Origin of the sequence: Xenorhabdus anantnagensis (assembly GCF_028598555.1) — a bacterium.
GTDB classification, from domain to species: domain Bacteria; phylum Pseudomonadota; class Gammaproteobacteria; order Enterobacterales; family Enterobacteriaceae; genus Xenorhabdus; species Xenorhabdus anantnagensis.
This window is the reverse complement of the sequence record NZ_JAQRFN010000016.1, coordinates 62952-89337: the sequence shown is the minus strand read 5'-3', so window position 1 is coordinate 89337 and position 26386 is coordinate 62952. Positions and strand designations below refer to the sequence as shown.

At 44.6% G+C, this 26386-nt stretch carries 18 protein-coding genes and 3 pseudogenes; 7 read left to right on the top strand and 14 right to left on the bottom strand.

The genetic code is table 11. From position 1 onward, the window contains the following. The 3 genes from PSI14_RS13090 to PSI14_RS13080 form a co-directional block, all read right to left on the bottom strand. Positions 1 to 5030, bottom strand: a 5030-nt coding sequence (locus PSI14_RS13090; RefSeq protein ID WP_273576307.1) for a non-ribosomal peptide synthetase, incomplete at its 3' end; no start/stop codon positions are given. A 65-nt stretch (positions 5031 to 5095) separates the two neighbouring features. After that, the gene (locus tag PSI14_RS13085; RefSeq protein WP_273576306.1) at positions 5096 to 6760 is read right to left on the bottom strand and encodes an ATP-binding cassette domain-containing protein; all 1665 of its coding nucleotides are present in this window, start codon (positions 6758 to 6760) and stop codon (positions 5096 to 5098) included. A 39-nt stretch (positions 6761 to 6799) separates the two neighbouring features. Further along, the gene (locus PSI14_RS13080; protein ID WP_273576305.1) at positions 6800 to 7777 is read right to left on the bottom strand and encodes a TauD/TfdA family dioxygenase; all 978 of its coding nucleotides are present in this window, start codon (positions 7775 to 7777) and stop codon (positions 6800 to 6802) included. A gap of 171 nt (positions 7778 to 7948) precedes the next feature. Here PSI14_RS13080 and PSI14_RS13075 point away from each other — a divergent pair. After that, positions 7949 to 8242: pseudogene (locus PSI14_RS13075) on the top strand (IS1-like element transposase); the annotation flags it as partial. Here the strand turns inward: PSI14_RS13075 and PSI14_RS13070 are convergent. Continuing rightward, positions 8234 to 9046, bottom strand: a pseudogene (locus PSI14_RS13070) (IS110 family RNA-guided transposase); the annotation flags it as partial. The pseudogenes PSI14_RS13075 and PSI14_RS13070 overlap by 9 nt on opposite strands. Before the next feature lie 62 nt (positions 9047 to 9108). Between PSI14_RS13070 and PSI14_RS13065 the strand changes: the two are divergent. Both PSI14_RS13065 and hpt read left to right on the top strand, forming a co-directional pair. After that, positions 9109 to 9561 (top strand): annotated as a pseudogene (locus PSI14_RS13065) (IS1 family transposase); the annotation flags it as partial. Positions 9562 to 9928: 367 nt separating this feature from the next. Next, on the top strand, positions 9929 to 10468 hold the full coding sequence (hpt, locus tag PSI14_RS13060) for a hypoxanthine phosphoribosyltransferase (RefSeq protein WP_273576304.1): 540 nt from the start codon (positions 9929 to 9931) through the stop codon (positions 10466 to 10468). 79 nt (positions 10469 to 10547) lie between these two features. Here hpt and can read toward each other — a convergent pair whose 3' ends face one another. Then, positions 10548 to 11201: a carbonate dehydratase gene (gene can / locus PSI14_RS13055; RefSeq protein WP_273576303.1), complete on the bottom strand. Its 654-nt coding sequence runs from the start codon at positions 11199 to 11201 to the stop codon at positions 10548 to 10550. A gap of 182 nt (positions 11202 to 11383) precedes the next feature. On the opposite strand from can, the gene PSI14_RS13050 reads away from it, so the two are divergent. Next, entirely contained in the window at positions 11384 to 12307 is a 924-nt protein-coding gene (locus PSI14_RS13050) for an ABC transporter ATP-binding protein (protein ID WP_273576302.1), read from the top strand. Further along, positions 12307 to 13077, top strand: coding sequence for an ABC transporter permease (locus PSI14_RS13045; RefSeq protein WP_273576301.1), 771 nt, complete (start codon positions 12307 to 12309; stop codon positions 13075 to 13077). Before PSI14_RS13050 ends, PSI14_RS13045 begins: the two co-directional genes overlap by 1 nt. A gap of 56 nt (positions 13078 to 13133) precedes the next feature. Here the strand turns inward: PSI14_RS13045 and mutT are convergent, their stop codons facing one another. Continuing rightward, complete coding sequence (gene mutT / locus PSI14_RS13040) at positions 13134 to 13538, bottom strand: 8-oxo-dGTP diphosphatase MutT (RefSeq protein ID WP_273576300.1); 405 nt, start codon at positions 13536 to 13538, stop codon at positions 13134 to 13136. A gap of 235 nt (positions 13539 to 13773) precedes the next feature. Here mutT and PSI14_RS13035 point away from each other — a divergent pair, with 235 nt between their 5' ends. Further along, a complete protein-coding gene (locus PSI14_RS13035; RefSeq protein ID WP_273576299.1) occupies positions 13774 to 15375 on the top strand; it encodes an ATP-binding cassette domain-containing protein in 1602 nt (533 codons plus the stop codon). 154 nt (positions 15376 to 15529) lie between these two features. Here the strand turns inward: PSI14_RS13035 and secA are convergent, their stop codons facing one another. Both secA and secM read right to left on the bottom strand, forming a co-directional pair. Beyond that, positions 15530 to 18238, bottom strand: coding sequence for a preprotein translocase subunit SecA (gene secA, locus PSI14_RS13030; RefSeq protein ID WP_273576298.1), 2709 nt, complete (start codon positions 18236 to 18238; stop codon positions 15530 to 15532). A gap of 94 nt (positions 18239 to 18332) precedes the next feature. Continuing rightward, entirely contained in the window at positions 18333 to 18887 is a 555-nt protein-coding gene (gene secM, locus PSI14_RS13025) for a secA translation cis-regulator SecM (protein ID WP_273576297.1), read from the bottom strand. Between the two features lie 37 nt (positions 18888 to 18924). Here secM and PSI14_RS13020 point away from each other — a divergent pair, with 37 nt between their 5' ends. Then, positions 18925 to 19461, top strand: coding sequence for a DUF721 domain-containing protein (locus tag PSI14_RS13020; protein ID WP_273576296.1), 537 nt, complete (start codon positions 18925 to 18927; stop codon positions 19459 to 19461). 149 nt (positions 19462 to 19610) lie between these two features. On the opposite strand, the gene lpxC is transcribed toward PSI14_RS13020, so the two are convergent. The 6 genes from lpxC to murC all read right to left on the bottom strand — a co-directional run bounded on the left by lpxC (position 19611) and on the right by murC (position 26352). Then, positions 19611 to 20528 carry a UDP-3-O-acyl-N-acetylglucosamine deacetylase gene (gene lpxC / locus PSI14_RS13015; RefSeq protein ID WP_273576295.1) on the bottom strand — a complete coding sequence of 306 codons (918 nt, stop codon included), beginning with the start codon at positions 20526 to 20528 and terminating at the stop codon, positions 19611 to 19613. Between the two features lie 99 nt (positions 20529 to 20627). Beyond that, entirely contained in the window at positions 20628 to 21791 is a 1164-nt protein-coding gene (gene ftsZ, locus PSI14_RS13010; protein ID WP_092519547.1) for a cell division protein FtsZ, read from the bottom strand. A gap of 66 nt (positions 21792 to 21857) precedes the next feature. Next, the gene (ftsA, locus tag PSI14_RS13005; protein WP_193849274.1) at positions 21858 to 23114 is read right to left on the bottom strand and encodes a cell division protein FtsA; all 1257 of its coding nucleotides are present in this window, start codon (positions 23112 to 23114) and stop codon (positions 21858 to 21860) included. A 32-nt stretch (positions 23115 to 23146) separates the two neighbouring features. Continuing rightward, positions 23147 to 23962, bottom strand: coding sequence for a cell division protein FtsQ (ftsQ, locus tag PSI14_RS13000; RefSeq protein WP_273576294.1), 816 nt, complete (start codon positions 23960 to 23962; stop codon positions 23147 to 23149). 1 nt (position 23963) lies between these two features. Further along, the gene (locus PSI14_RS12995) at positions 23964 to 24884 is read right to left on the bottom strand and encodes a D-alanine--D-alanine ligase (RefSeq protein ID WP_273576293.1); all 921 of its coding nucleotides are present in this window, start codon (positions 24882 to 24884) and stop codon (positions 23964 to 23966) included. Continuing rightward, positions 24877 to 26352, bottom strand: coding sequence for a UDP-N-acetylmuramate--L-alanine ligase (gene murC / locus PSI14_RS12990; RefSeq protein ID WP_273576292.1), 1476 nt, complete (start codon positions 26350 to 26352; stop codon positions 24877 to 24879). The genes PSI14_RS12995 and murC overlap by 8 nt, the downstream gene beginning before the upstream one ends. Positions 26353 to 26386: the final 34 nt, after the last annotated feature.

Here is a 26386-nt window from a genome sequence, read left to right as displayed (position 1 = left end):
TCGCCATAAGTCAGCGCTATCGCCTGCGGATACAGCGCGGCCTGCTGCTCAAATTGCTGATGCACACAGAGCTCGACAGGCGCTACCCACAGCGGCAGGTTGCGTTGTTCAGTCAGGGCGTGAAGCGCTGTAGCAGGTAAAACGGGGAGTTGTTGCAGAGGCATTTGCGGTGCTTGTTCCAACGCCTCCACCAGCGAGGTTAATGTTAGCTGGGTATACGCCAGTATTTGTTCAGCATTCAGTGAGGCAACAGCCTGTAACGTGAGCCCCGTTTGATCGCCATAGTCTTCAACTGAAAGGACCAGTGGGTAACTGGTGGTTTCATTGAAATCAATCAAGGAGACTTCAGGGAAATCTACCAGCGGTTGCGTATAAATTGCTGTGCTGGAGTTATGTCGATAGTTGAGTAATGCGCCAAATAACGCGGCAGGCGGCGCTATTCCACTGGCCTGTTGAGCCGTAATCAGCGACGCTTGCTCGTAAGCCAACAACTCAGCTAGCTGCTGATGCATATGTTGTAGCGCGGCATCAACAGCGCGCGCATCAACGTCAACACGCGCTGGCAACGTATTAATGTACATGCCAAGCGCCTGACTATTACCTTCACTGTAGGCTCGACCAAAAAATACGCTGCCAAATACCACTTGCGATTGGCCGCTAATTACTGAGAGCACTCGAGCCCATGCCAGATGAAAAATACTCGCCAGGCTCACCTTCCTTTGCCTTGCCTGTTGACGTAGGCGATTGTTCAAATCAGGCGTAATGATCTGTTTTAACTCTTCGATTCTCTCCCCTTGGGTCATCAACGGGTTGAGAGCATAAGGCAGGCAAGGCTCCGTAATATCACCCAGCTGCTTAGAGAAAAACTCACGCTGGCGTAGCAGACTTTCATTCTGGCGAGTTCGCTCAATCAAGGTACGAAACGCCAGAGCGGACGGAAGGGTAATGTCCGGCTGAACCATTAAGCTATTTAACTCGCGATAAATAATCTCCAGTGTACTATGGTCACCCACCAGATGATGAAGTTGGTGTAACAGCAGCCAGCGCTCATTTGGCCGATCTTCTACCGCGACAACTTGCAGTAAAGGCGCTTTGTCCAGAGGTAACGACGTATGACGCGGGTCATAGCGTTCACGCAGTTGGGCGTAAACATCCCCTTCATGGCTGTCGAGTTCCAGCCAGGTGACAGGGAGCGAGAGACGACGCATGACAACCTGAACAGGATGAGCTATTTCTGGTCCATGAATAAACGCCGTACGCAAAATATCATGCCGTTCAATCACTTGTTGTAGAGCAGCCAGATACCGTTGCAACGTCTCTCGTTCAGGGAATGCCATAATAGTGACTAACAGATAAGGATCGCCGCGCTCAGCCATCACGTGGTGAAAATAGAGTCCTTCTTGTAACGGTGAGAGTGGATAAATATCCTGAATATTGCTGACATCAGCGCCAAATTGGGCGCAAATTGCATCAATAGACTGCTGATTGATCTGCAGCAAAGGCAACATTTCAGGCGTGATACGCGAAGTGTTTTCCGGGATCATTGATGCAGAATCTGTGACCTGCTGAACAAGCTGCAAGCTAGAGGCAAACCTATGCAACTGTGGAGACTGGAACAATTGCTCAACACCCGTCTGCCATCCCAACTCTCTTAGGCAACCAATCAATTTCATGGCCAGTAATGAATCACCGCCTAGCGCAAAAAAGTTATCCCACCGGCCAGGCTGTTTAACCTGTAAAAATTCCGCCCACAGTGTGGCAATGACGTGTTCACGCTCGCCCTGAGGAGCTTTATACAACTCTCTGGAGAACGCTTGATGGTTGGGTTCAGGCAAGGCCTTACGATCGATTTTGCCATTTACTGTCAGTGGTAGGCTGTTCAGGATGACAAATGCGGCAGGTACCATAAAGGCGGGCAGCACTTTCTCTAGTGCCTGGCGTAGGGCGTTAATGTCGTACTCGGTGTTATCTCCAGTCACCAAATAAGCGACTAAGCGCTTAGTGTGATGCTGGCTATCACGGACGATCACCGTGCATTCGGAGATCCCCTGCTGTTTGATAACGGCTTCAATATCACCCGTTTCAATACGGAATCCATTAATTTTAACTTGATGATCCTGCCGTCCAACAAACAACAGCTCCCCATCAGGCAGATAACGTACCAGATCCCCCGTACGATACAGACGCTGCGCTGAATCAGGCTGAAAAGGGTTTGGTATAAATCTTTCTGCATTCAGTTCACTGCGATTAAGGTATCCCTGTGCGACCGCTTCTCCACCAATGTAAAGTTCGCCAATACTGCCAAAAGGAACAAGGCGTTGCTGGGCGTCTAACAAATAGAGTTTGCTGTTGCCGAGTGCTCGCCCAATGGGGGCAATATCCCCGGTATAATTTTCAGGGCAGCGCCACGCCGCATTACAGACGGTTCCTTCCGTCGGACCATAACCATTAATGACGGTGTTACGTTGGCTTAACTGATGGAACAACTCAATGCCCGGAGCCTCACCCGCCAGCGTCAAGACGACGCCCTTCAGGCCCTGACATAACTCTTTGCTCTGATTGAGCAAAGCAGGGGGAAGCGTTGCGTGCGTGATCTGGTGCGTGTCGAAGAACGCCAGTAAAGCGCGCTCGTCCAAACGCTGGTGCGCTGTAGGGCAGTACAACGTACCACCATAGCCGAACGCCATTGCCATTTCCCAAATGCTGGCATCAAAGCTCAAAGATGCAAATTGTAGTACCCGGCTCTGGCTATTTACCTGAAGTAATGAACCCTGTTCATCTATCAAGCTGCACAAGTTAGCATGGGATACCCGCACGCCTTTCGGTATGCCTGTCGAGCCTGAGGTGTAGATGATATACGCCGTTTGTTGCAACCGTTCCAGGTCACTGCTTATCAGAACATCGGCGGCGAATTTACCCGGTTGTTGAGTATCAAGGCGCTGCATCATTAGCCCTGTTGGCAGTACGCCCGACAAGACCTTTTCTCCATTCTCATCAACCAATACCAGAGTTGGGGAAGCATCCTGCAAAATAAGCACCAGACGCTCTGCGGGATAATCAGGATCAAGAGGAAGATAAATAGCGCCTAATTTCCAGGCCGCCAGCATGCCGAAAAACAGAGCCGGTTTTTTTTTCGTACAAAAAGCAATTACATCACCGGACTTTATCCCACATGCCGACAGATGGCTGGCCCAGCGTGCAGCCTGCTCATCATAATGCTGGTAACTCACTTGAAGATTGTCGAAAAACAAGGCGGTTGTTTCAGGAGCCGCGCGGGCAATGTCGCTTATTTTGTCGGCCAAAGTCCCTTGATACTGCCGGTGGTGCAGGGATGGATTCAGTCCATTGATAAGATAATCTTGCTCACTCGGTGGCAGCATCACTAAGTCGACACAGCGTTGCTGTGCAAGATCTTGGCTTAACTGGCTCCCCAACATGTCCAAGTAACTCAAAATACGCTCTATTTGAATGCCGCTCAGGCTATCTGGGTTATACCCTAAACGAAAACTATTCTCGTCAGGTTTACGGTGCAAAGTGAGTTGCTGGGCAACCGCCTCGCTCTCTCCTTCTGCAATCAAGATCGGCCAGCATTGCCCTGTGGGGGCGGGCTGCAACGAACGGAGCTCGGGATAACGCCAAGGCAGGGTTTTGGCATAAGCCGGTAATGTACTGATTTGCTGTTTTTCTTTAGAAAGAGAGGTGAGCATTTCAGCGACGGTTCGCTCCTCATCCATCAACAGATGGAAAGGGACACTTTCACTCATTATTCCAGTAAGCGGGGAAGCTGAAGTGGCTTTCGACCAACCTAGCTGCAAATCGACCCGATCCGTGATCCGGCTCAGTACCAGAAGAAAAGCCAGTAACAGCGTATCTTTTCCATCTGCTGTCGGCCAGCATTGCCAGGGTGTATACAGCCAGGATGTCGTCGCTCCAGCGCTCTCCGTGCTCTCCATGTAAGCGGATAGCGCCAATGGGCTAAAACTGAGCAAGCGCTGAGACCAGAAAGCATCATGCCGAGCCGCATTTTCATGCCATTCCGTTAAGCACTGCTGCTGGCTATCAGTAATGACAGGTAAAATGTCCCCAATGTGCAACTGAGAAAAATCACACTCAATTTCTGCTCTAGCCGGTTGATTAGCTTCTAATGGCTTTAATCCACTGATACGCACATCGAAATCTGCGGTCGCAATCGTCAGTTCGTTTTTACCGATTGCCAGTAGCGTGCCTGCGGTCTGGACACTAGGTTCGGGTAATACATTGAGTTTGGTCGCCAGCAATACGGTGCCATCTGCCAGCAAAATTTTAGGGATATCTAAAGAGGCTACGTAATATTCACCGTAATCTAACGCTCTGATTAATGCTGAAAGCTCGGCTGCCGTATTATCCCAACGCACTACCCCACCACCCAGCGGCCGGCGGTAACCGGCATAAAAGCTGCGCTCGGCCACCGCTTGCGGGAGGGCAACGAGAGTCTGTTGCTTTAGTGACGCCAGTAGCTGATCAAATCCTTGCCTGGCGGCTTGGTAGCATTTCAAGTTGAGGCTAAATGCCGTTTCATCAGCAGCAATGGTCAATGGGATTTGAACAACAATATCTCCCCGATCAACGCCGGCGACGAGTAAATGCCAGCTCACGGCATAATCCTGTTCTTGATTAAGCAATGCCCAGCCAGTCGCGTTTTGCCCGGCATAACGAGGCAAGGGGCTATCATGGTAGTTAAAGCAGGCTCCTTTCACCTTCTCAATAAGCTCAGGCGAAAGAATATGTGGATTCACGATGGAAAAAAGATGCGCAATAGAATGATTCTGGCAATATTGTTCTAACACGGCCACATCATCCAGGCAATAAATCCCTTGTTCTTCAGCCCATTCTCTAAATACATGATCCACACTGACAACTGCGGATAGGGTCTGCCCGGAACGTAACCATTGTTGTGCACAATATATTGCTAAGGTTGTTCCACCAATAATTACAGCAGGCAAAGACTGCACGCCATAATCTTCAGAATGGTAAGCATATTTAATCGACATTAGCATTCCCACCAGTTAATGTTAATAGTGAATATTCATCATTTAATTTTAATGAAAACTACAGGCTATGCTTCTTTACCATCACACAACTTTATTAACCGATCGGCGCAACAAAAATATTGCTCGTCATGACTAATAGCGATAACCGTTTTTCCTTTCGCTTTCAGTTCAGGGAGTAGTTTTTTATAGAAATGGCATTTAAATTCCGGATCTTGAGCAGCAGCCCATTCGTCAAAGAAGTAAATACTTCGGTCATCGAGATACGACTGCAATAGTGCCACTCGATTTCGTTGCCCGGTTGACAGTTCGAGTGAAGAAAGCATGCCGTTCTGGTAGTAAATCGTATTACTCAGGCCAAGTTTATTTAATATATCATTCACTAAACTCTCAGATGCGGCCTGCCCTTGAGCATCAATAACATGCTCAAACAAATAGGACTCATTAAACACCCCGGCAAATAAAGATTTATAGGATTCAGTGGCTTCTGAGATATCTACACCATCAATAGTAATATGGCCCGATGCAGGTTTCAGCAGTGAAGTGAGCAACAGTAAGAGCGTTGTTTTCCCGCTACCATTACCGCCAACAATGAAGACAATTTCCCCTTGATTTATTTCAAGGTGGTAAGGCCCTAATAGAACTTCTTTTTCATTATTATCAACGTAGTGATAAACAACATTTTCAAGACTGATTTTCTGCCAATTATTTAAACTGCACCTATCGAGCGGCTCTGAAGGGGGACGACTTTCAGCGAGAGTGGATAAATCTTCAATACGTTGGTTAAGCAACCCCATACTTTTCAAACGATATATACTTGTCAGCCCGAGGATCACTGGAGAACCGGTGTTCATAAGAAAAGTAAAAGGACCAATGATAAAGAAAGAACCAATAACAAAACTCATTACTGTTTTATCTGTCAAATGAAATATATCCATGCCAAAGTAGGCAACCAAAAACAAAAAAGTATAAAAAACAATCATTCCCCATGTGCCATTCATCCCCCAATATAAATAGACTTTGTTCGTCAATTTCTCAGCTTTACTGATATTGGGTAGTAGCGTTCGCTTTGTGAATGATTCTCTTCTTACGACGTTCAGCAACATTTCCTTTTTTCCGTCACTAATCGCCGAAAAGCTATTGTAAATATCATCTTCGCTGCTTCTCATTTTTTCCGAGTAGTGGCGAGTCCACTTGAAGGTGAAAAAAGAGTTTATAAATTGCAGGACTAATCCGATAGCAAAGACCAGAAACATTAATGGTGACACATAAACCAGATAGCTACAGCAAGAAATAAAAAGAATAGCATTGTAAATAAATTGAGGTCCCAGCATAAACAGCGGCGCTATTCTTGCAATATCCCCCATCAGCGCATTAAAAATTATCTTTCGTTTATTTATAAACTCCATATAACTCAAAAAAAGCACCTGACCTGAAAGCATCCGTCGTAAATCAGATAAGCCCCCGGCTCCGAGACGAGCCATAAAATACTGCATCAATCCTGAGGCAGCAAAGAGGACCAGCATAGCCAGCATCCCATTGATGAATATATTATTGCTTTCGACAGAATAATTCTTACTGACAAGAGCATTAATATTATGCAACAAATACAAAGTAGCTGCCGCGCTGACTAAAGATAACCCCGAAGCCATTAAAATAAGGCGCAGGTATTTAGTAAAAATATTTTTTTTAGCATAGCGCATACTCTTCTCTTCATAATAAAGAGTCATCATGATTCACCCAAAGAAAGAATATTAAATAATTATCCTAACTTAGATAATCATAGATGAGTAAGGCTTCATCATACTGACGGCTATCTTTCGCACTCCTGTGTAAGGAGTTCTTCCGTGGGTATAACGCATATTATCCAACAACAGAATGTCACCGACTTGCCAATCAAAACAATAACGATTCGCAGCTAATGTTTCTCGAATGAAATTCATCGTCTTCATTGGGATTTCAGAACCATCGCCAAACAGAGAATGACGAGGGACTTTATCACGCCCAAAAGCTTGCTCAAGCGCCTTAGCCGATTGTTCCCCTGCACCAGTAATATGAAACATATGGCACTGATTAAAGAACAGCTTTTCATGATGTATCGGATGGGATGCAACGCCCTGACATACCTGCCAGGTACGTAATGTTTGGCTATCTATCCATTGATATTCAATATCATTTTCCTTGCAAAATATCCCCACGTCTTCAGGATTTTCTGTCTGAAAAACAGTTTGCCATGACAAATCAACAAAAGGTCGATAATGCCGAACATAGCGAACTTTTCTTTCTTCAAATTCGCTGATTAAATCTTCTCCCAGACTTTGCGTTATCTTGCTCAAATCAGCAATGGGAGTTTGTCCCCCAGTCGTGGGGCTGGTAATACAGCAAAAGCCTAAAACCATTGGCCAATCACGTTGGTAAGCATTTTCTGAGTGCTGATCGATATGAAGAGAATTAGGGTAATCTGTCGCAGTAAACACATTCTCACTCAATAAACGCCTAGGTGTTGAACGGTAGACATAATTAAGTGGGCTATCGAACAAAATTGCGGACAACTTCGAGAAATGGTCAGAGCTGGATGAACCAAAATTTCTCAACAAAATTGCCCCTTCCTCCCAGAGCAATGTTTGCAAATCCTTAGCGTTACTACTGACAAAATCCAACACGCTCCTATTTTCTTGAACTGATCTCAAGCATATCGGACCGAGAATATTTCCTTGTGGCTCTAAACGGCTCGTGTTAACAAAGCGCATCTCTCTCCCTCCCAATAAAGAATAATTAGCCCATCTCTGGTGGCGAACCTTATACATGAGAAGCGATAATATCAATGCAAAATTCAAAAAAAACATATTAATACACAAAAAGAGTTATGCATCCAACCCGTTGATTGTTGCGTATAATCTCTAATTTTTCGGAGAAATTAGATGGCGACGGTTGAAGTGAAATGTCGATTTTGTCAGCAAACTGAACGCGTAAAAAAATGGGGTAAAGGGGAAGCCGGTCACCAACGCTATCGCTGTTTCTCCTGCAACCGAACCTTTCAACTTGAATACGCCTACCGCGCGTGCCAAGCGGGTATCAAAGAACAAGTTGTTGATCTGACCATGAACAACGCCGGCATTCGTGATACTGCCCGGGCGCTACATATCAGCATCAATGCCGTTGTCCGCACTTTAAAATCTATGGTCGCCCTCCTTTTTGCAACACTCATTTTTGATGAATGGTTGGCTAATACCCAGCAAGGTATGTTTTCCTCCGGTGCTATATTGGCGAGGAACCAAACCTGTCGACGCCGCAAAATCCCGGCTCCGGACGCATTGTTTACCATCGCCCAGTTGTGATGAAAGCACACTCGCTGTGATGGGACCGATGCCGGGAATAGTCATCAGTCGTTGGCCGGTATTATCCTGAGTGACTTCCTGTGACAGGGCGGTTTCAATCTCGGTAATTTGCTCAATCAGGTAGTGATAATGCGTTTGTAACCGTTGTAATACCTGCACTAGATAAGGTGGAAGGATATGTTCAGCCAGAACAGTAGAGAGACGTTTTATAACGGCGATCCCCTTGGGCATACTGATGCCAAACTCCAGCAAAAAGGCGTGCATTTGGTTAGTGGTCTTTACCTTATCTTTGATGAGTGATTCTCTGACACAATGCAGTGCTCTCATCGCTTGTTGGGTTCCCGTTCTGGGCTGAACAAAACGCATTGAGGGCCGTGAGGCCGCTTCACAGATGGCTTCGGCGTCAATAAAATCATTCTTGTTACTTTTGACGATGGGACGGACAAACTGCGGCGAAATCAGTTTAGCCTCATTCCCCAAATCAGCAATCCTCCTTGCCATGAAATGTGCGCCAGCACAGCCCTCCATGACAACTGTTGCCGAAGAGCAGTTGGCTAAGAATTCCATCAATTTGGTTCGGGTGAATTTTCTACGTAGAAGGGCTTTCCCCGACTGATTCTGGCAATATACATGGAAAGAATGTTTGCCGAGATCGATGCCAATAAGTGCGATGGTGTTCATAATGGTAGCCTCTATCAGAGATAATCACCCTGTTAATATACCGTCGCTAGGGTGAGGGCGGCCATCTCATTAAGCTCAGACCCAAATCGGTCACAGAAGCCATTGCTTCCGGCACTGAAGTGATTGTCTGTTGCGAAATGGATGAACAGTAGTCGTATGTGAAGTCAAAGAATCAGCCCCGTTGGCTCTTTTATGCTGACGGCCGGATCAGACGGAAAGTGATCGCCCACGTTTTTGGCCCAAGAACAAAGAAGACATTGATGCGTCTGATGGCGCTTCTGGCTCCCTTCAACATTGTGATCTACATGACCGATGGCTGGAGAAGCGATGAAAAAACACTGGCGGGGAAACTGCATGTGGTCAGTAAGCGTTATACACAACGCATAGAGAGACATAATCTGAATCTTCGTCAACATTTAGCAAGACTGGCCCGCAAAACGTTGTCTTTTTCAAAATCCATAGAAATACATGACCGGATCATAGGATATTATTTAAACATTCATCACTATCAATAAATTAGTATCATGACCATATCGTTTTTACATTACAAATACGTCTATACAAAAAGACGAAGAATTATTGATTGATTATGGTACTGATTATGAAAGTGAGCCTAATGCCAAAAGATTAAAACAGGAATCATTAAGTAACCTGAATTCTGGATAAGGAATTCAGATACCGTTTCAGTCATTAGTCTAAGCCCCGCTTCTTCTTTTACCGCAAATGATGGGTTCTGGTATACTCTGCAAAATATTTTGCTCTCATGTTTTCTTATGTGTGCGTATTTGTGCAGCGAACTGTATATCAATCGGTGTATCAGTTTTAAAAAATCATCACATAACCAAACATGAATTTGTTATTAAAAAACAAATGGCTATCTTAATGAAGAAACATATTGTAGAAGTGATGATCTCCGAGCAGGAGGTTAAGCAACGTATTGCTGAGTTGGGGCAACAGATAACAGAACATTATCGTAATAGCAATCGTGAATTGGTGTTGGTTGGCCTGTTGAAAGGATCATTTATCTTTATGGCGGATCTATGTCGTGAAGTTCAGGTTCCTCATGAAGTGGATTTTATGACTGCATCCAGCTATGGCAATGAGATGAGTTCTACCCGCGATGTGAAAATTCTCAAGGATCTGGACGAAGACATTCGTGGTAAAGATGTGTTGATCGTTGAAGATATCATCGACTCAGGCAATACACTGAACAAAATCCGCGAGATTCTGGGGCTGCGTGAACCTAATTCACTGGCGATTTGTACTTTACTGAACAAACCATCTCGTCGTGAAGTCGACGTTCCAGTTGAGTGGATTGGTTATTCAATTGAAGATAAATTTGTTGTCGGTTACGGCATTGATTATGCACAGCATTATCGCCATTTGCCTTATATTGGACATGTCACTCTACTGGAAGATTAATTTTTGCGGTAAGCAGAAATAATCCATACCATGAGTAAATGGCAGCTTTTTGCTGCCATTTGTTTTTATAATCAATGGGTTAGTTTGCTTGAGATAACTTAGAAATAGCCTGACGGTAATTGAGTTCCAATTTTTCACGGCTGTCAGCTGTGATATCCAAATCATGCAACTCTCCATCCTTCAAACCATAAACCCAACCGTGGATCATCACTTTCTGTCCGCGTTTCCATGCAGATTGCATAATGGTCGAGTGTCCGAGATTATAAACCTGCTCAATTACATTCAGTTCACACAAACGATTCAGTCTATCGCTAGGAGGTAACTCACCAAGCATGGAACTGTGCTTGTACCATAAATCACGGATGTGGAGCAGCCAGTTATTGATTAAACCTAATTCAGTACCATCTACGGCTGCTTCAATACCACCACAACCGTAGTGACCACAAATGATGATGTGTTCAACTTGCAAAACATCAACGGCATACTGTACAACAGATAAACAGTTTAAATCGGTATGAATAACAAGGTTAGCGACATTTCGATGAACAAAAAGATCGCCGGGTGCGGCATCAATCAACTTTTCGGCAGGTACACGGCTATCAGAACAGCCTATCCACAGAAAATGAGGTTTTTGCGCTTTTGATAATTCCTTGAAAAAAAGCGGATTCTCTTCATTTACGGACTTTGACCACTGCTTGTTCCTAGCAAACAGCTCTTCAATTTTTCTCATCATAACGAATAGCCTGGCAACATTTTTGAGATAGAATCATATACAACATTAATTGAGAATTTAATATTTAATTGAAGAAATGTTTTTTATTTGGCCCCTATCATTGCTAAGAAATAGGGGAAAAATAATGGCATAATTCCTATCTTGCACTCAGAAATAGCGAATAATAAAGGTATTTTTTACTTATGGCTTACGCATTGGAATTGACGCAGCTCACGAAAGTCTATGAGGGTGGAGTGAAAGCACTGCGGGGGATTGATTTGCGTGTAGAAGTAGGCGATTTCTACGCGCTTTTAGGGCCAAATGGGGCAGGAAAATCCACGACGATAGGTATTATCAGCTCCTTGGTTAATAAAAGTAGCGGTAAGGTCAAAGTCTTTGGCTACGATATTGATACTGCTCTCGTCAATGCCAAACGGCAGCTTGGTCTTGTCCCACAGGAATTTAATTTCAATCAATTTGAGACGGTGATTCAGATTGTATTGAATCAGGCAGGGTATTATGGCGTTCCGCGCAATGTAGCGCAGGAAAGAGCTGAAACCTATCTTACTCAATTGGATTTATGGGAAAAACGCAACGAACGAGCAATTCGTTTGTCGGGTGGTATGAAACGGCGTTTAATGATTGCTCGTGCTTTAATGCACCAGCCAAAATTGTTGATTCTTGATGAACCCACAGCGGGAGTAGACATCGAACTGCGCCGATCTATGTGGGAGTTTTTGAGAGAATTGAATGCGCAGGGAACCACGATCATTTTGACGACTCATTATCTTGAAGAAGCTGAAATGTTGTGCCGTAACATTGGCATTATCCAGCACGGTGAGTTGGTAGAAAATACGACGATGAAAGATTTGCTCAGCCAGCTTGAATGTGAAACATTCTTGTTCGATTTAGCGCCGAAAGGAACAATACCTATTGTTGAAGGTTACGACTACCGTCTGGTTGATGCAGCAACGTTAGAAGTAGACGTAAAACGTGGGCAGGGCTTGAATGATATTTTCTCCCAGCTAAGTACACAGGGTATACAAATCAGCAGCATGCGTAACAAAGCGAACCGTCTGGAAGAGCTGTTTGTTGGATTAACCAATAATAATCAAGGGGATAGATAATGATCCAACTGTATTGGGTGGCTCTGAAAACCATTTGGATTAAAGAGATCACCCGTTTTGGTCGTATTTGGGTACAGACATTACTACCGCCTGTAATCACTATGTCCCTTTATTTCGTTATATTTGGCAATCTGGTGGGTTCCCGCATTGGTGAAATGGGGGGATTTGGCTATATGCAGTTTATTGTGCCTGGGCTGATAATGATGTCAGTAATTACCAACTCTTACTCTAACGTTTCTTCATCTTTCTTTGGCGCTAAGTTCCAGCGCAGCATTGAAGAAGTGTTGGTCGCTCCGGTTCCAACCCATATCATCATTGCTGGGTTTGTTGGAGGCGGAGTGGCCCGTGGGGTGTGCGTTGGTATTCTGGTGACATTAGTTTCCCTGTTATTCGTACCGTTACAGATACATTCATGGGGAATGGTGGTAATCACTTTGCTGGCAACGGCGATCCTATTTTCGTTGGCGGGGCTGTTGAATGCTATTTTTGCGAAAACATTCGATGATATTAGCATTATCCCAACATTTGTTCTGACTCCATTGACTTATCTGGGAGGCGTATTTTACTCCCTTACCTTATTGCCAACTTTTTGGCAGGCGGTGTCAAAACTTAACCCAATCGTCTATATGGTCAGTGGTTTCCGCTATGGTTTTCTCGGTATTATGGATGTTTCTTTAGCGATGACATTAGGTATGTTGAGCCTATTTATTATTGGATTCTATTTCCTGGCTTGGTATCTAATTGAATCAGGGCGAGGATTAAGAACGTAATAGCCAAAATCTGGTGCTCCGCCGTTGATTACGGCGGAGTGGGGAATAAAAATTCTTTAATGACAACCATTTTTGGTTAAAAAATCAACAACACCGCGATTGGCTGGAGGAAATTCATCAGCAATTAGTTTTGATTGCAAAACCCAACGGGAAGGTTGCCCTTCTTTACCAAATGGCTCATCTTTCCATTCATCAACCAAAAAAAAGTCAAGAGTAATACTTCTATCAGGAAAATCATGTGTGATGGTATCGATTAATTCACAGTGAGTTACCGTGATCCCAACCTCTTCCTTTAATTCTCTAATCAATGCTTGTTCAGATGTTTCTCCCTGCTCAAGTTTTCCTCCGGGGAACTCCCAAAAGCCGCCCATATGCGAATCAGCACTGCGCTGAGTGATAAAAATTTCATCATTGCTATTTTTAATGATGCCTGCGGCAATATGCAGATATTTTTTTTCCATAATCGTTTTTCTTGCTGTTTATTAATCTAAGTGACTATCTCTTGCAGACTACATTAAAATTAGTTTAAATCGCAAACTTGTATCGCATGCAAAGTGTAATCGTTTTTACCGCTTTTTATTACCAATTACCCCTCTATATAAAAACATATCATGTAAAACAAACCGCAAAAAGTGTAAGAAATTAACCTACAAATAGATTGAAACAACTATTTTAAAGATTAAGGAAGCACAGTTTATGCAAAATGATGTTCAATCATTGATCGAAGCAAGGCAAATCGCCTATCAATTTTCTGGTGAAGCAACCCCCCTGTTTTCTGGTATTGATATGTTTTTGAATGCAGAACAACATGCCTTAGTTGGACGGAATGGTATTGGTAAATCTTGGCTGGCATCAATATTGGCACAGCAGGTTCTTCCCACAGAAGGCAATGTAAAGCATTTTTGTGATGTGGGTTATTTATCACAAGGTTTAACACCTTTTGCCGGTAGTGCTGCGGATATGTTGGGGATGACCAAAATCATGGAAGCCAATGAACGTATTCTGGCAGGGAGTGGGGACGAAACAGATTTTGATGTTATGGAAGGTAACTGGGATTGGCAATTTCAGACAGAATCTTTACTGGCAGAAGGTGAACTCAGCCCAAGCGTATTAAACCAACCTTTTGATTCCTTGAGTGGTGGAGAGCAAACACGGATCAGGCTATTAACATTAAAACGGCAAGGTGCTGGTTTTATGATTCTGGATGAGCCAAGTAACCACCTTGATCGGCAAGGGCGTCTTTGGTTGTCTCAATGGCTGGGAACTTTCAGCGGTGGTATTTTGCTGGTAACCCATGATACCCAACTTTTACAATATGTATCGATTATTTATGAAATTGGTGGATTGGGATTATCTCGTAGTATTGGTGGATGGGAAACTTGGCTGGAAAGTAAGGAACAACAAAGGCTCGGTATTCAACGCGAAGTGGATCAAACTCAAAAAAATCTGAAACAAGTTTTGCGTGATAAGCAAAAAGACCGTGAAAAAACCAGTAAAAGGCAAAGTCAAGGCAAGCAAAAACGAGAAAATGCCAATCAAGCCAAAATCCTCCTTGATCGTCAACTTGGACGCTCAGAAGCCACACTGTCACGGCAAGCAATACAACACAAAGAACGAATCCAAAGGAGTTCATCACTCGCTACAGATGCCAGAGAAAAACTGGAAATTATCGATCCATTATCAATCGTACTTGCAACCCCACAAACGGCTACTGCTCCTCTACTTTACTTACAAGATGTCATCTTACCTTTTGGTTCAGGATCTCCTATCAGCTTGACTATCAATAATAGCGATCGTCTCGCTGTTATCGGTAAAAATGGTCGTGGAAAATCGACCCTGCTAAAAGTCATGACAGGTTCTCTCATCCCCAAGCAAGGTATTTGCCAGATAACCCCTTCACATCGCCTGATGGATCAACATTTTTCTTTCCTTGATAAAAACCAGTCTGCACTGCATAACTTTCAATTGCAGTCGCCAGGCTGGACTGAAGATCGTTACCGTACTCGATTGGCACAGTTGCGTATTCGAGGCGATGAAGCCTTGAAGCCTGTCGGCTATCTGAGTGGGGGAGAACAATTGAAGGTCGCATTAGCTTGCCTGTTTTGTGGGCCATATGCGCCTGCCCTACTGTTATTGGATGAACCTGACAATCATCTGGATATTGAGTCGCGTGAACTGCTTCAAAAAGCATTACATGACTATACGGGGGCTATGGTGCTAATTTCCCACGACGATCAATTCATCAAAAATGTAGGTAATATGCAGGAATTAGTATTGAATAGCAGAGAAGTGCCGTAATCTAAGCCTTCATATGACAAAACCCTCAAATCTATTCCTTAAGCAAGTTTCATTGAAGAATGTTCTTGCAGAATAAGAGCTAAGGGTTTTTGTTAAATCAATTCGTGCTAACGGCAACTGAATGAGTCAATTCCATTAGCACGATTAACTTTACTTATAAACTACCGTGGCAATGCTTAAATTTTTTGCCAGAACCGCATGGGCAAGGATCATTACGTCCGACTTTGCGCTCTCCCGTTGCCATTTGAGCCTCAGCTTCTGACATCAACGCACCTTGCTCAACTTCATGGCTCAAGTGTTGTTGTCTTGCCAAACGCTCTGCTTCTTCACGACGCTGCTGTTCAAGCGCTTCAACTTCTTCTGGCATTCTAACTTGAACTTTGCTCAAGGTACTGATCACTTCATATTTCAGTGATTCCAACATGTTGGAAAACATGGAGAAGGATTCACGTTTGTATTCCTGTTTTGGATCTTTCTGTGCATAACCGCGCAGGTGAATCCCCTGACGCAGATAATCCATCGCAGCCAAATGCTCTTTCCATAATGTATCCAAAGTTTGCAACATGATGCCTTTTTCAAAGTTGCGCATCATTTCTGTACTGACGATTTCTTCTTTCTGCTTATAAACTTCGATCGCTTTCTCAAGAATACGTTCACGCAACGTTTCTTCGTGTAATTCAGGTTCTTTGTCCAACCACTCTTTAATCGGCAGAGCCAAATCGAAATCGTTGACTAAACGTTCCTGCAAACCGTCAACATCCCACATTTCTTCCAGTGATTGCGGTGGAATGTAAGCATCAATTGTTATTTTGAAGACATCTTCACGGATGCTAGTGATGGTTTCGCTGACATCACTCACGTCAAGCAAATCATTACGCTGAGCATAAATTGCACGGCGCTGATCATTCGCGACATCATCATATTCCAGTAATTGTTTACGGATATCAAAGTTGCGGCTCTCAACCTTACGCTGAGCATTAGCAATAGCTTTAGTCACCCATGGATGTTCAATCGCTTCACCCGGCTGCATGCCAAGTTTACGCATCATGCCCGTCACACGATCAGAAGCAAAAATACGCATCAAGGAATCTTCCATTGAGAGATAGAAGCGCGAAGAACCCGCATCACCCTGACGTCCTGCACGACCACGTAACTGGTTATCAATACGGCGTGATTCATGACGCTCTGTACCGATAATATGTAATCCACCCGCTGCCAATACTGCATCATGGCGCTCTTGCCATGCTGCCTTAATTTTCTCGATTTGTGCTTCGGTTGGATCTTCCAATTTAGCAATTTCCGCCTGCCAGCTTCCTCCCAACACGATATCTGTACCACGTCCCGCCATGTTGGTTGCAATAGTTACCGTACTGGCCTGACCAGCCTGTGCAACAATGTCAGCTTCCATTGCATGGAATTTTGCGTTCAATACGTTATGTACAATGCCAGCTTCAGTTAATACCTTAGAAATGAGTTCCGATTTTTCAATCGAAATTGTTCCCACCAAAACAGGCTGACCACTGTTTGTCCTATCTTTGATATCTTCAATGATTGCGTCAATTTTTTCTGCTTCTGTCATGTAGACCAGATCTGACAAGTCCTTACGGATCATTGGGCGATTGGTTGGAACGACAATGGTATCCAGTTTATAAATGGAACTGAATTCAAAGGCTTCCGTATCGGCTGTTCCTGTCATCCCTGCCAGTTTTTCGTATATACGGAAATAGTTCTGGAATGTGATTGAAGCCAGCGTCTGGTTTTCATTCTGAATTTCAACACTTTCTTTAGCTTCCACAGCTTGGTGCAAGCCATCAGACCAACGACGCCCTTGCATGGTACGCCCTGTATGTTCATCAACGATGATAACCTCACCGTCTTTAACGATATAATCAACATCACGGGTAAACAGAGCATGAGCACGCAAAGCGGCTGTCACATGGTGCATTAGCATGATATTGGTTGGTGAATACAAGGATTCGCCTTCATCCATCAATTTAGCATCCACCAATAACTCTTCAATCAGCACCAAACCACGCTCTGTCAGGTTGACTTGGCGGGTTTTTTCATCAACAGAGAAATGGCCTTCTCCCTGGAATGAGTCTGAATCCTCTTTTTCCTGACGAATCAGTTTCGGGATCAGTTTATCCACCTTGATATAAAGCTCAGAGCTGTCTTCCGCAGGCCCTGAAATAATCAATGGGGTACGGGCTTCATCGATCAGAATGGAGTCCACCTCATCCACCAGCGCATAGTGCAATTTGCGTTGAACACGCTCTTCTGGACTAAATGCCATATTGTCACGCAGATAGTCGAAACCAAACTCATTGTTAGTGCCGTAAGTGATATCCGTAGCATAGGCTTCACGTTTTGCCGGTGCTGGCATGCCCGGTAAGTTAATACCAACACTCAGGCCAAGAAACTCAAACAATGGACGGTTATTTTCAGCATCACGCTGCGCCAAGTAATCGTTCACGGTAACAACGTGAACACCTTTACCACTTAAGGCGTTAAGATAAGCAGGTAATGTTGCTGTCAGCGTCTTACCTTCACCGGTGCGCATCTCCGCTATGCAACGCTCATTCAATACCATCCCACCCAGCAGCTGCACATCAAAGTGACGCATACCAAACACGCGCTTGCTGGCTTCACGCACAGTAGCAAAGGCTTCTGGCATAATTTTTTCCAGAGGCTCACCTTCTTTTAAGCGAGCACGGAACAGACTGGTTTTCGCTTTCAGTTCTTCATCAGAAAGTTTTTCAAAGTCCGATTCCATGTGGTTGATGACATCAACCACTTTATGCAAACGGCGCAAGGTACGGTCATTGCGACTACCAAAAATTTTTGTCAGTAATTTAATCAGCATAATTAGTACATCTCAGATAGGGCTATTGTTGTAGCCAATCAATCATTTATTAAAAACTGTCTTATTAAAATTAGGATGAAATAAAACAGCCGCATTAAAGCAAAAATAGATGACTGGGCGTTGGCCCTGCCCTAATTCCCTGAACTTTAGCTACCCAAAGAGCTGGAGTATGGGTATCAGGAAGTACAAAATTCACCATCGCAACATCTGAGATAACTCCTTCAAATGGTGTTGGCGTTTGTGTCAGCATGGCATGCAACGTATCCAGCATAAGTTGTTGCATGGACGGAGAAGAAACCCGAATACTTTCTTTTACTACTTCGTATTTGACTAGCTCTGTAACAGAAAAAGCAAAAGAAAGTTGACGGATCACATTACGAACGGCATGTTGCTGCCAATAATTCAAAGAATTAGAAGGTTGACGCTGAACACTTTTTAATTGGAGCAAGTGTAATTTAAATAAGTGTTCAAAAGAGGAAAGTGCTTGATTACGGCTTCCTTGGGTAGAGGAAGTATTTGTATGGGTTAGGCTTTCTGCCACTCCAGCAAAAACAGTAGGGACACCAATTCCTGTCGCAACCATGCCCAGTAAAAGGTGAGACCAAAAATAACGCCTACCAAATTGTCGCCAAAGATTTAAAATACTCATTAACCCTTCATTAATAAATACTGGAACTGCTTCTATTATGCGAGATAGCCGCCCACAATCACTGGATACGCTGTTTGAAGATGAGGCAACTGTCGGAAAAAGCCCACTTCAAGTTATTCAACAACATGCCATCGCATTATTGAAACTCAACCGTACAGTTCTCAGTTTGCTTCCTGCACAACTGCACCCGTGGTGCAGGGTCGCCAATTATCGCAAACAAATTCTGGTACTGGAAGCGGGAAATGCCAGTTGGATGACCCGGCTTCGTTATGAAATTCCCTGCTTGCTGTCTACATTGAGAAGCGAAATTCTACCATCTTTATCCTCAATCGACATCAGGATTAATCCATCATTAATGGTTAAGTGTGATAATAATGAACAAGGATTCTCAAAATCGTCAACAAAAGCATTCAGTAATGATAATCAGGAATTACCAAAGCGCCAATTAACCCATGAAAGTGCAAAAACATTAATGATGTTGGCTGAAAACAGCCCTGAAAAATTGAAAAGAAAATTGGAACGGTTGGCTGCGCTGGCCGGAGAGGTTACCAGTACAGCCAAAAAGAAGCGCTAGCGCTGAATGAAGAACATCAGCGAAAGTAGCGTAACAGAGAATATAACCCACTGGTGCATCATAAGAATGCGCTCAACATTCTTTATCAATATACGCGTTATTAGTACACGCGTTATCAATATTCACGTTAGCCATTATGCCCACACCAGCTATGCCAACACTAATGATGGAGCGCGGAAAGCCAATGGCATTTCAGCTTCATCTTCAAATGTGACAAATTCCCAAGCACTTTCCTTCGCTAAAACAGCTTGCAGCAATTTGTTATTCAGTGCATGGCCTGATTTGAACGCAGTAAAGGCACCAATGACATTATAGCCACACATGAATAAATCACCGATGGCGTCCAACATTTTATGGCGGACGAATTCATCTTCAAAACGCAAGCCATCTTCATTGAGTACGCGGTAGTCATCAACCACAATCGCACAATCAAAGCTGCCGCCAAGGCATAACCCTTGAGACTGCAAGTACTCAATATCGCGCATAAATCCAAAAGTACGTGCCCGACTAATCTGACGAACAAATGAATCCGCAGAGAAATCCAGACTATAGCGCTGTGAACTGGCATCAATCGCTGGATGATTAAAGTCGATGGTAAAATCCAGACTGAAGCCATGATATGGCGCCAATTCAGCCCATTTATCACCGTCTTCTACACGAACGCTTTCTTTCATTCGCACGAATTTCTTCGCTACGTTCAGCTCTTCAATGCCCGCATCCAATAACAGGAAAACAAACGGGCTGGCGCTGCCATCCATAATCGGGACTTCGGGGGCATCGACTTCAATAACAATATTGTCGATTCCTAAACCAGCCAGCGCTGCATTCAAATGCTCAACTGTTGAAATACGTACATTATGCTCATTCACCAGACAAGTACAGAGCATAGTATCACGCACAGATTTGGCATCTGCCGGAAAATCAACCGGAGGATTCAAGTCAGTACGACGATAGATGACCCCGGTATTAGCCGGCGCTGGACGCATTGTCAGCGTGACTTTCTTCCCGGTGTGCAAACCGACGCCGGTCGCTTGAACAATACGTTTTAATGTCCTTTGTTTGATCATCGTTTATATCTCGCAATATTACTTATCCCGCCAATCACTATAATGCATGACTGACGGGACAGTTTAGCACAAAAAGCGGAGAAACCAATTTTTTAGCGATTAATCAGCCTGCTTACGCAAGAATGCAGGAATGTCCAGATAATCAGGCTCTTTGCTCGTATGTGCATTTTGGTCATTTACAACTTTTGCCGCTGTTTTATTCTCATCAGATAATGAAGAGATTCCGCCAGACATCTGCTGGTAACGGTGCTCCATCGTATTTGCCTGAGGAGCCTTGTTGTTGGTCACCAAGGTGATTTCTGGACGTTTATCCATTCCAATGCCTGTTGCCACAACAGTAACACGCAGCTCATCATTCATGTCTGGATCCAGTGACGTACCGATAACCACAGTTGCATTATCTGAAGCAAATGCACGGATTGTGTTACCAACTGTTTCAAATTCATCCAAACGCAGGTCAAAGCCCGCTGTAATGTTAACCAGAACGCCGCGTGCACCAGAAAGATCAATATCTTCCAGTAATGGACTGGAGATAGCCATTTCTGCTGCTTCTTCCGCACGATCTTCGCCCTGCGCGATACCTGAGCCCATCATGGCGTAACCCATTTCTGACATCACGGTACGAACGTCGGCGAAGTCAACGTTCATCAGGCCTGGGCGAGTAATCAGCTCTGCAATACCCTGAACTGCCCCTTTCAGGACATCATTGGCTGCACCGAATGCATCCAACAGGGAAATGCCTCGTCCCAGAACTTTCAATAACTTGTCATTTGGAATAGTGATCAATGAATCCACATGCTTGGACAGTTCAGTGATCCCTTGTTCCGCAAAGGCCATGCGTTTTTTGCCTTCGAAATTAAATGGCTTAGTGACGACTGCAACAGTCAAAATGCCAAGTTCTTTAGCAATTTCAGCTACAACAGGTGCTGCCCCTGTTCCCGTGCCACCGCCCATACCAGCGGCAATGAATACCATATCTGCACCTTCCAGTGCGGTACGCAGTGATTCACGGTCTTCTTCCGCAGCAGTACGACCAACCTCAGGGTTTGCACCAGCACCTAATCCTTTCGTAATACCGTTGCCAATCTGGATAGTCTGACCAACCGCCGTCTTACGTAACGCTTGAGCATCTGTGTTAACCGCAAAGAAGTCAACGCCTTCAATGCGCTCACGCACCATGTGCTCCACAGCATTACCGCCGCCGCCGCCGACGCCGATGACTTTAATCACCGCGTCGTTGGTTAATTCCAGTGGTTCAAACATAATTTCTCTCCGTTTTGTGCCTTTATATCGAGGCCCGCGACATTGTCGTAGCCTCTGTATAAAAAATCAAAATTCTTTTTTCAGCCAGTTGCTGACTTTCTTAAACCAGCCGCTCACTGACGTTCTTTTATCGGCATCAGAATCACCGCCAAGGTGAGATTCTTTGCCATAATGCAGAAGCCCGACTGCTGTTGAGTAGCAAGGCTCCTGCACATAATCTGTAAGTCCAGTAATGTTCAAGGGACGGCCAATGCGAACTTGGGTATGGAATACCCGTTGAGCACACTCGGCCAGACCATCAATCTGGGCTCCTCCCCCTGTAAGAACTATCCCTGCCGCCAGGTGGTGTTTTACTCCCTGCTGCCGCAATTGTTCCTGCAATCGCAAAATTTCATCGTTCACTAAATTCAGCAGTTCGGTATAACGGGGCTCGATCACTTCAGCCAACGTCTGACGTTGCAAGCTACGAGGAGGACGCCCACCCACACTAGGGACTTCTACACTCTCATCCTTGCTAACTATCGAACCTAATGCGCAGCCATGACGAACCTTGATGGTTTCAGCATCACTCGGGGGAGTACCAAATGCATAGGCGATATCACTGGTCACCACATTGCCTGCATAAGGAATAACCTTGGTATGACGCAATGCGCCGCCAGTATATACAGCGATATCCATCGTCCCGCCACCGATATCAACGACACATACCCCCAATTCACGTTCATCTTCCGTTAACACAGCATAACTTGCTGCCAGCCCTGCAAAAATAAGTTGATCAACTTTCAACCCACAACGTTCAACAGCTTTTACAATATTTTTCGCCATGTCGTTATGGCAGGTAATCAAGTGAACTTTCGCTTGCATGCGCACACCAGAAAGCCCAACCGGATTTTTTATTCCTTCCTGATAGTCAATCGCGTATTCCTGTGGGATAACATGCAAAATACGGTGTTCATCACGAACACGAACCGACTTAGCTGTATGGACAACACTGTCCACATCATCCTGTGTCACTTCTTCTTCAGAAACCGGCACCATGCCAATCTCGTTCTGGCAACTGATATGCTTGCCAGAAAGTGCCAGATAGACTGAAGAAATCTGGCAGTCCGCCATGAGTTCGGCCTGATCAATGGCACGCTGTACGCATTTGACGACCGATTCAAGATCGTTGACACCGCCTTTGTCCATGCCGCGGGATGGGCAATTTCCTACGCCGATAATATTAACCATACCATCGGGCAGAATTTCACCAACCAAGGCAGATACCTTTGCTGTACCAATTTCAAGGCCAACTACCAATTTTCTGTCCGTTGATTTGATCATCGTTATTCTGCCTGTCTCTGTATTATTACCAGTCACTGTTTGTTTTTTTGCCCGTTCATTGAAACCGGCGTATCAGTTAATAAAGGAGCCCAACCTACCGCTGCACCGCTGTTATAGCGTAAGTCAATATAACTCAAGCGTTTTTCAGAGTTTTTCAGCAATACAGGATAAAGTTCAATAAAACGGCTCATTCTCTCCATTTTATGTTTAGTTCCTAGCTCTAAGCGGATATTATTATCCAATATCAACTGCCAGGAATTACGCGCTGTCATTATCACTGTTTTCAGTTTTATCTGGTGTTCTTTAAGAAACCTTGCCATTGTATGATATCCATCCAACACCTCTTTTTGTTTGCCTTCAGGCCCATACAACTTCGGATATTGCTTATTTGCATTGCGTTCCATGGGCAAACTGAATACCCGACCTTCAGCATCCAACAGTTTGGTATCGTTCCAGCGCGCATAAGGCACATATTCTACCAGATGTATTTTAAGTTCATCAGGCCATTGTTTACGCACAGTGACCTGCCGAATCCATGGCAGGTGTTTAATATTTTCCTGAATGACGTTAACATCCTGAGTCATAAATGTTCCGGGAGATCCCAGGGACAAAATGGCCTGCCTTACATCATCATTCGTGGTGTAATGGCGTTCACCAGTCAATACCAGCTTCGAGAGCGGTAACCGGCTAGAGTCTTTCATCCAGTCCAGTGTCATCCAACCTCCCCATATGATGGTGCCAACCACCATTAAGAAGAAGATGATTCCTACCAGATAATAACCGTTACTTGGACGAGCCCCCTGAGCTTCGTTCTCCCGTTCCCGGATATTCCGGGCTGCCTGCGACATTTTAATCAACCAATTCCAAAATTCTCGCTACGAGTTGAGAGAAATTGAGTCCCGCCTGACGCGCAGCAATTGGTACAAGACTATGATTCGTCATGCCAGGGGAGGTGTTAACCTCCAACAAATAGAAGTTCCCATTACCGTCATCCATGATATCAACTCTCCCCCAACCACGACATCCCAGCGCTTTATACGCCTTTGATGCGATATCTGACAACTCTTGCTCTTTTTCCACACTCAAGCCGCTTGGACAAAAATATTGCGTTTGGTTGGAAATATATTTTGCATCGTAATCGTAAAATACTTCCGGAGCCTGAATACGGATGGAAGGAAGTGCTTCATCTCCCAAGAATCCTACCGTGTATTCAGGGCCAAACAGCCATTTTTCAACCAGCACATCAGTATCGTATTTAAATGCCAGCGCCAATGCGCCACGCAATTCGGAATAATCATTCACCTTGGTCATCCCTACGCTGGAACCTTCCAGATTCGGTTTAACCATTAATGGTAGACCTAGCTCTTGAACATACTCTTTGAGTTGAAAATCATTAGCTTGTTCAAATTTTTGAGAATTAATTACGACATAAGGGGAAACAGGTAGTTTTGCTCCCTGCCATAGCTGCTTTGTACGCAATTTATCCATTGACAATGCTGATGCCATCACTCCGCTGCCGGTATAAGGAAGTTGCAAAAATTCCAGTAAACCTTGCAACGTACCATCCTCACCACCACGACCATGCAGGGCGATAAAGACTTTACTGAATCCTTCCTCTTTGAGTTTAGTCACATCAAAGTCTTTCGTATCAACTGAATAAGCATTAATACCCGCTTCCTTCAGCCCAGCCACAACAGCATGCCCTGATTGCAATGAAACTTCGCGCTCAGCAGAAGTTCCACCTAACAGAACAGCGACTTTATCAACCATGATGTTCTCCCTCATTAAAAGATGGCTGCAATTTTGTTTCAGCCAAATTGCGCGCTATTTTACCGATATTACCAGCACCTTGTACCAGGACTAAGTCATTGTTTTCTATAACCTGTGACAGGATAGTTGAAATTTGTTCAGATTCTGATACAAAAATCGGGTCCAATTTGCCACGGCTGCGGATAGTACGGCATAAAGACCGGCTATCCGCTCCTGGGATTGGTATTTCACCTGCGGCATACACATCCAGCATCAATAGAACGTCTACCTGACTCAAAACATTGGCAAAATCATCATATAAATCACGAGTTCGCGTATAACGATGTGGCTGGAATACCATTACAATACGTTTATCCACCCAACCTGCTCGTGCAGCTTTAATCGTTGCATCAACTTCCGTCGGATGATGACCATAATCATCAACCAACATCACGCTACCTTCTTTGCCATTGATATGCTTGAGAGAAAACTCCCCCAGAAAATCAAAGCGGCGCCCAGTTCCCTGAAATTCGGCCAGAGATGCAAGAATAGCGGTATCATCAATACCCTCTTCTGTCGCCACTGCGACGGCAGCGGTTGCATTCAGCGCATTGTGGCGTCCCGGGGCATTTAACACCACATGCAGATCTGGCAAATCATATCGGCTGATGGTGAAAAATCCTTGAGCACCTTTCTGCTCATAATGAGTAATACGAACGTCCGCTTCCTCACTGAAACCGTAGGTCGTGATATAACGCCCAATCCGGGGAATCAACTCCTTCACGACAGGATCGTCAATACACATAACAGCACGGCCATAAAATGGCAGGTTATGCAAGAAGTTAACGAATGTTTGTTTCAGGTTTTCGAAATCCCCTTGATAGGTATCCATGTGATCAGCTTCAATATTAGTGACAACCGCCACCATCGGCTGCAAATGCAAGAATGAAGCATCACTTTCATCTGCTTCCGCGATCAGATAACGGCTGCTACCTAAACGAGCATGTGTTCCTGCTGCTTTCACCAACCCGCCATTAACAAACGTAGGATCAAGACCCGCCTGCGCATAAATGCCGGCAATCATTGCCGTCGTCGTGGTTTTTCCATGCGTTCCTGCAATAGCAATACCGTGGCGATAACGCATAAGCTCTGCCAGCATTTCCGCACGACGGATTACCGGAATTCGACTTTCACGAGCAGCCACAATTTCCGGATTGTCTGCTGATATTGCCGTGGATGCCACCACTACACTGGCATCCCGCACATTTTCCGGACGGTGATTAAAATAAATAGTTGCACCCAGTGCAATCAGTTGTTGTGTGACAGGATTGGGTGCCAGATCAGAACCACTTATCTGATAACCTTCATTAGCCAACACCTCGGCGATGCCACCCATGCCAGCACCACCGATGCCAACAAAGTGGATATGCCTGACTTTTCTCATTTCAGGCACTGAAGTTCTTAATTTCGCCAATTGTTGTGTATTCACGTTTTAATCTTCACTCATTATGTTTACGTCACCG

What these genes read in the sequence shown, in the direction of transcription:
- lpxC (WP_273576295.1), bottom strand. Translation starts at nt 20,528, where the DNA reads ATGATCAAACAAAGGACATTAAAACGTATTGTTCAAGCGACCGGCGTC.
- PSI14_RS13020 (WP_273576296.1), top strand. Translation starts at nt 18,925, where the DNA reads ATGCGAGATAGCCGCCCACAATCACTGGATACGCTGTTTGAAGATGAG.
- mutT (WP_273576300.1), bottom strand. Translation starts at nt 13,538, where the DNA reads ATGGAAAAAAAATATCTGCATATTGCCGCAGGCATCATTAAAAATAGC.
- PSI14_RS12995 (WP_273576293.1), bottom strand. Translation starts at nt 24,884, where the DNA reads ATGGTTGATAAAGTCGCTGTTCTGTTAGGTGGAACTTCTGCTGAGCGC.
- secM (WP_273576297.1), bottom strand. Translation starts at nt 18,887, where the DNA reads ATGAGTATTTTAAATCTTTGGCGACAATTTGGTAGGCGTTATTTTTGG.
- PSI14_RS13080 (WP_273576305.1), bottom strand. Translation starts at nt 7,777, where the DNA reads ATGCGCTTTGTTAACACGAGCCGTTTAGAGCCACAAGGAAATATTCTC.
- ftsZ (WP_092519547.1), bottom strand. Translation starts at nt 21,791, where the DNA reads ATGTTTGAACCACTGGAATTAACCAACGACGCGGTGATTAAAGTCATC.
- hpt (WP_273576304.1), top strand. Translation starts at nt 9,929, where the DNA reads ATGAAGAAACATATTGTAGAAGTGATGATCTCCGAGCAGGAGGTTAAG.
- PSI14_RS13050 (WP_273576302.1), top strand. Translation starts at nt 11,384, where the DNA reads ATGGCTTACGCATTGGAATTGACGCAGCTCACGAAAGTCTATGAGGGT.
- PSI14_RS13035 (WP_273576299.1), top strand. Translation starts at nt 13,774, where the DNA reads ATGCAAAATGATGTTCAATCATTGATCGAAGCAAGGCAAATCGCCTAT.
- secA (WP_273576298.1), bottom strand. Translation starts at nt 18,238, where the DNA reads ATGCTGATTAAATTACTGACAAAAATTTTTGGTAGTCGCAATGACCGT.
- ftsA (WP_193849274.1), bottom strand. Translation starts at nt 23,114, where the DNA reads ATGATCAAATCAACGGACAGAAAATTGGTAGTTGGCCTTGAAATTGGT.
- ftsQ (WP_273576294.1), bottom strand. Translation starts at nt 23,962, where the DNA reads ATGTCGCAGGCAGCCCGGAATATCCGGGAACGGGAGAACGAAGCTCAG.
- PSI14_RS13085 (WP_273576306.1), bottom strand. Translation starts at nt 6,760, where the DNA reads ATGATGACTCTTTATTATGAAGAGAAGAGTATGCGCTATGCTAAAAAA.
- can (WP_273576303.1), bottom strand. Translation starts at nt 11,201, where the DNA reads ATGATGAGAAAAATTGAAGAGCTGTTTGCTAGGAACAAGCAGTGGTCA.
- PSI14_RS13045 (WP_273576301.1), top strand. Translation starts at nt 12,307, where the DNA reads ATGATCCAACTGTATTGGGTGGCTCTGAAAACCATTTGGATTAAAGAG.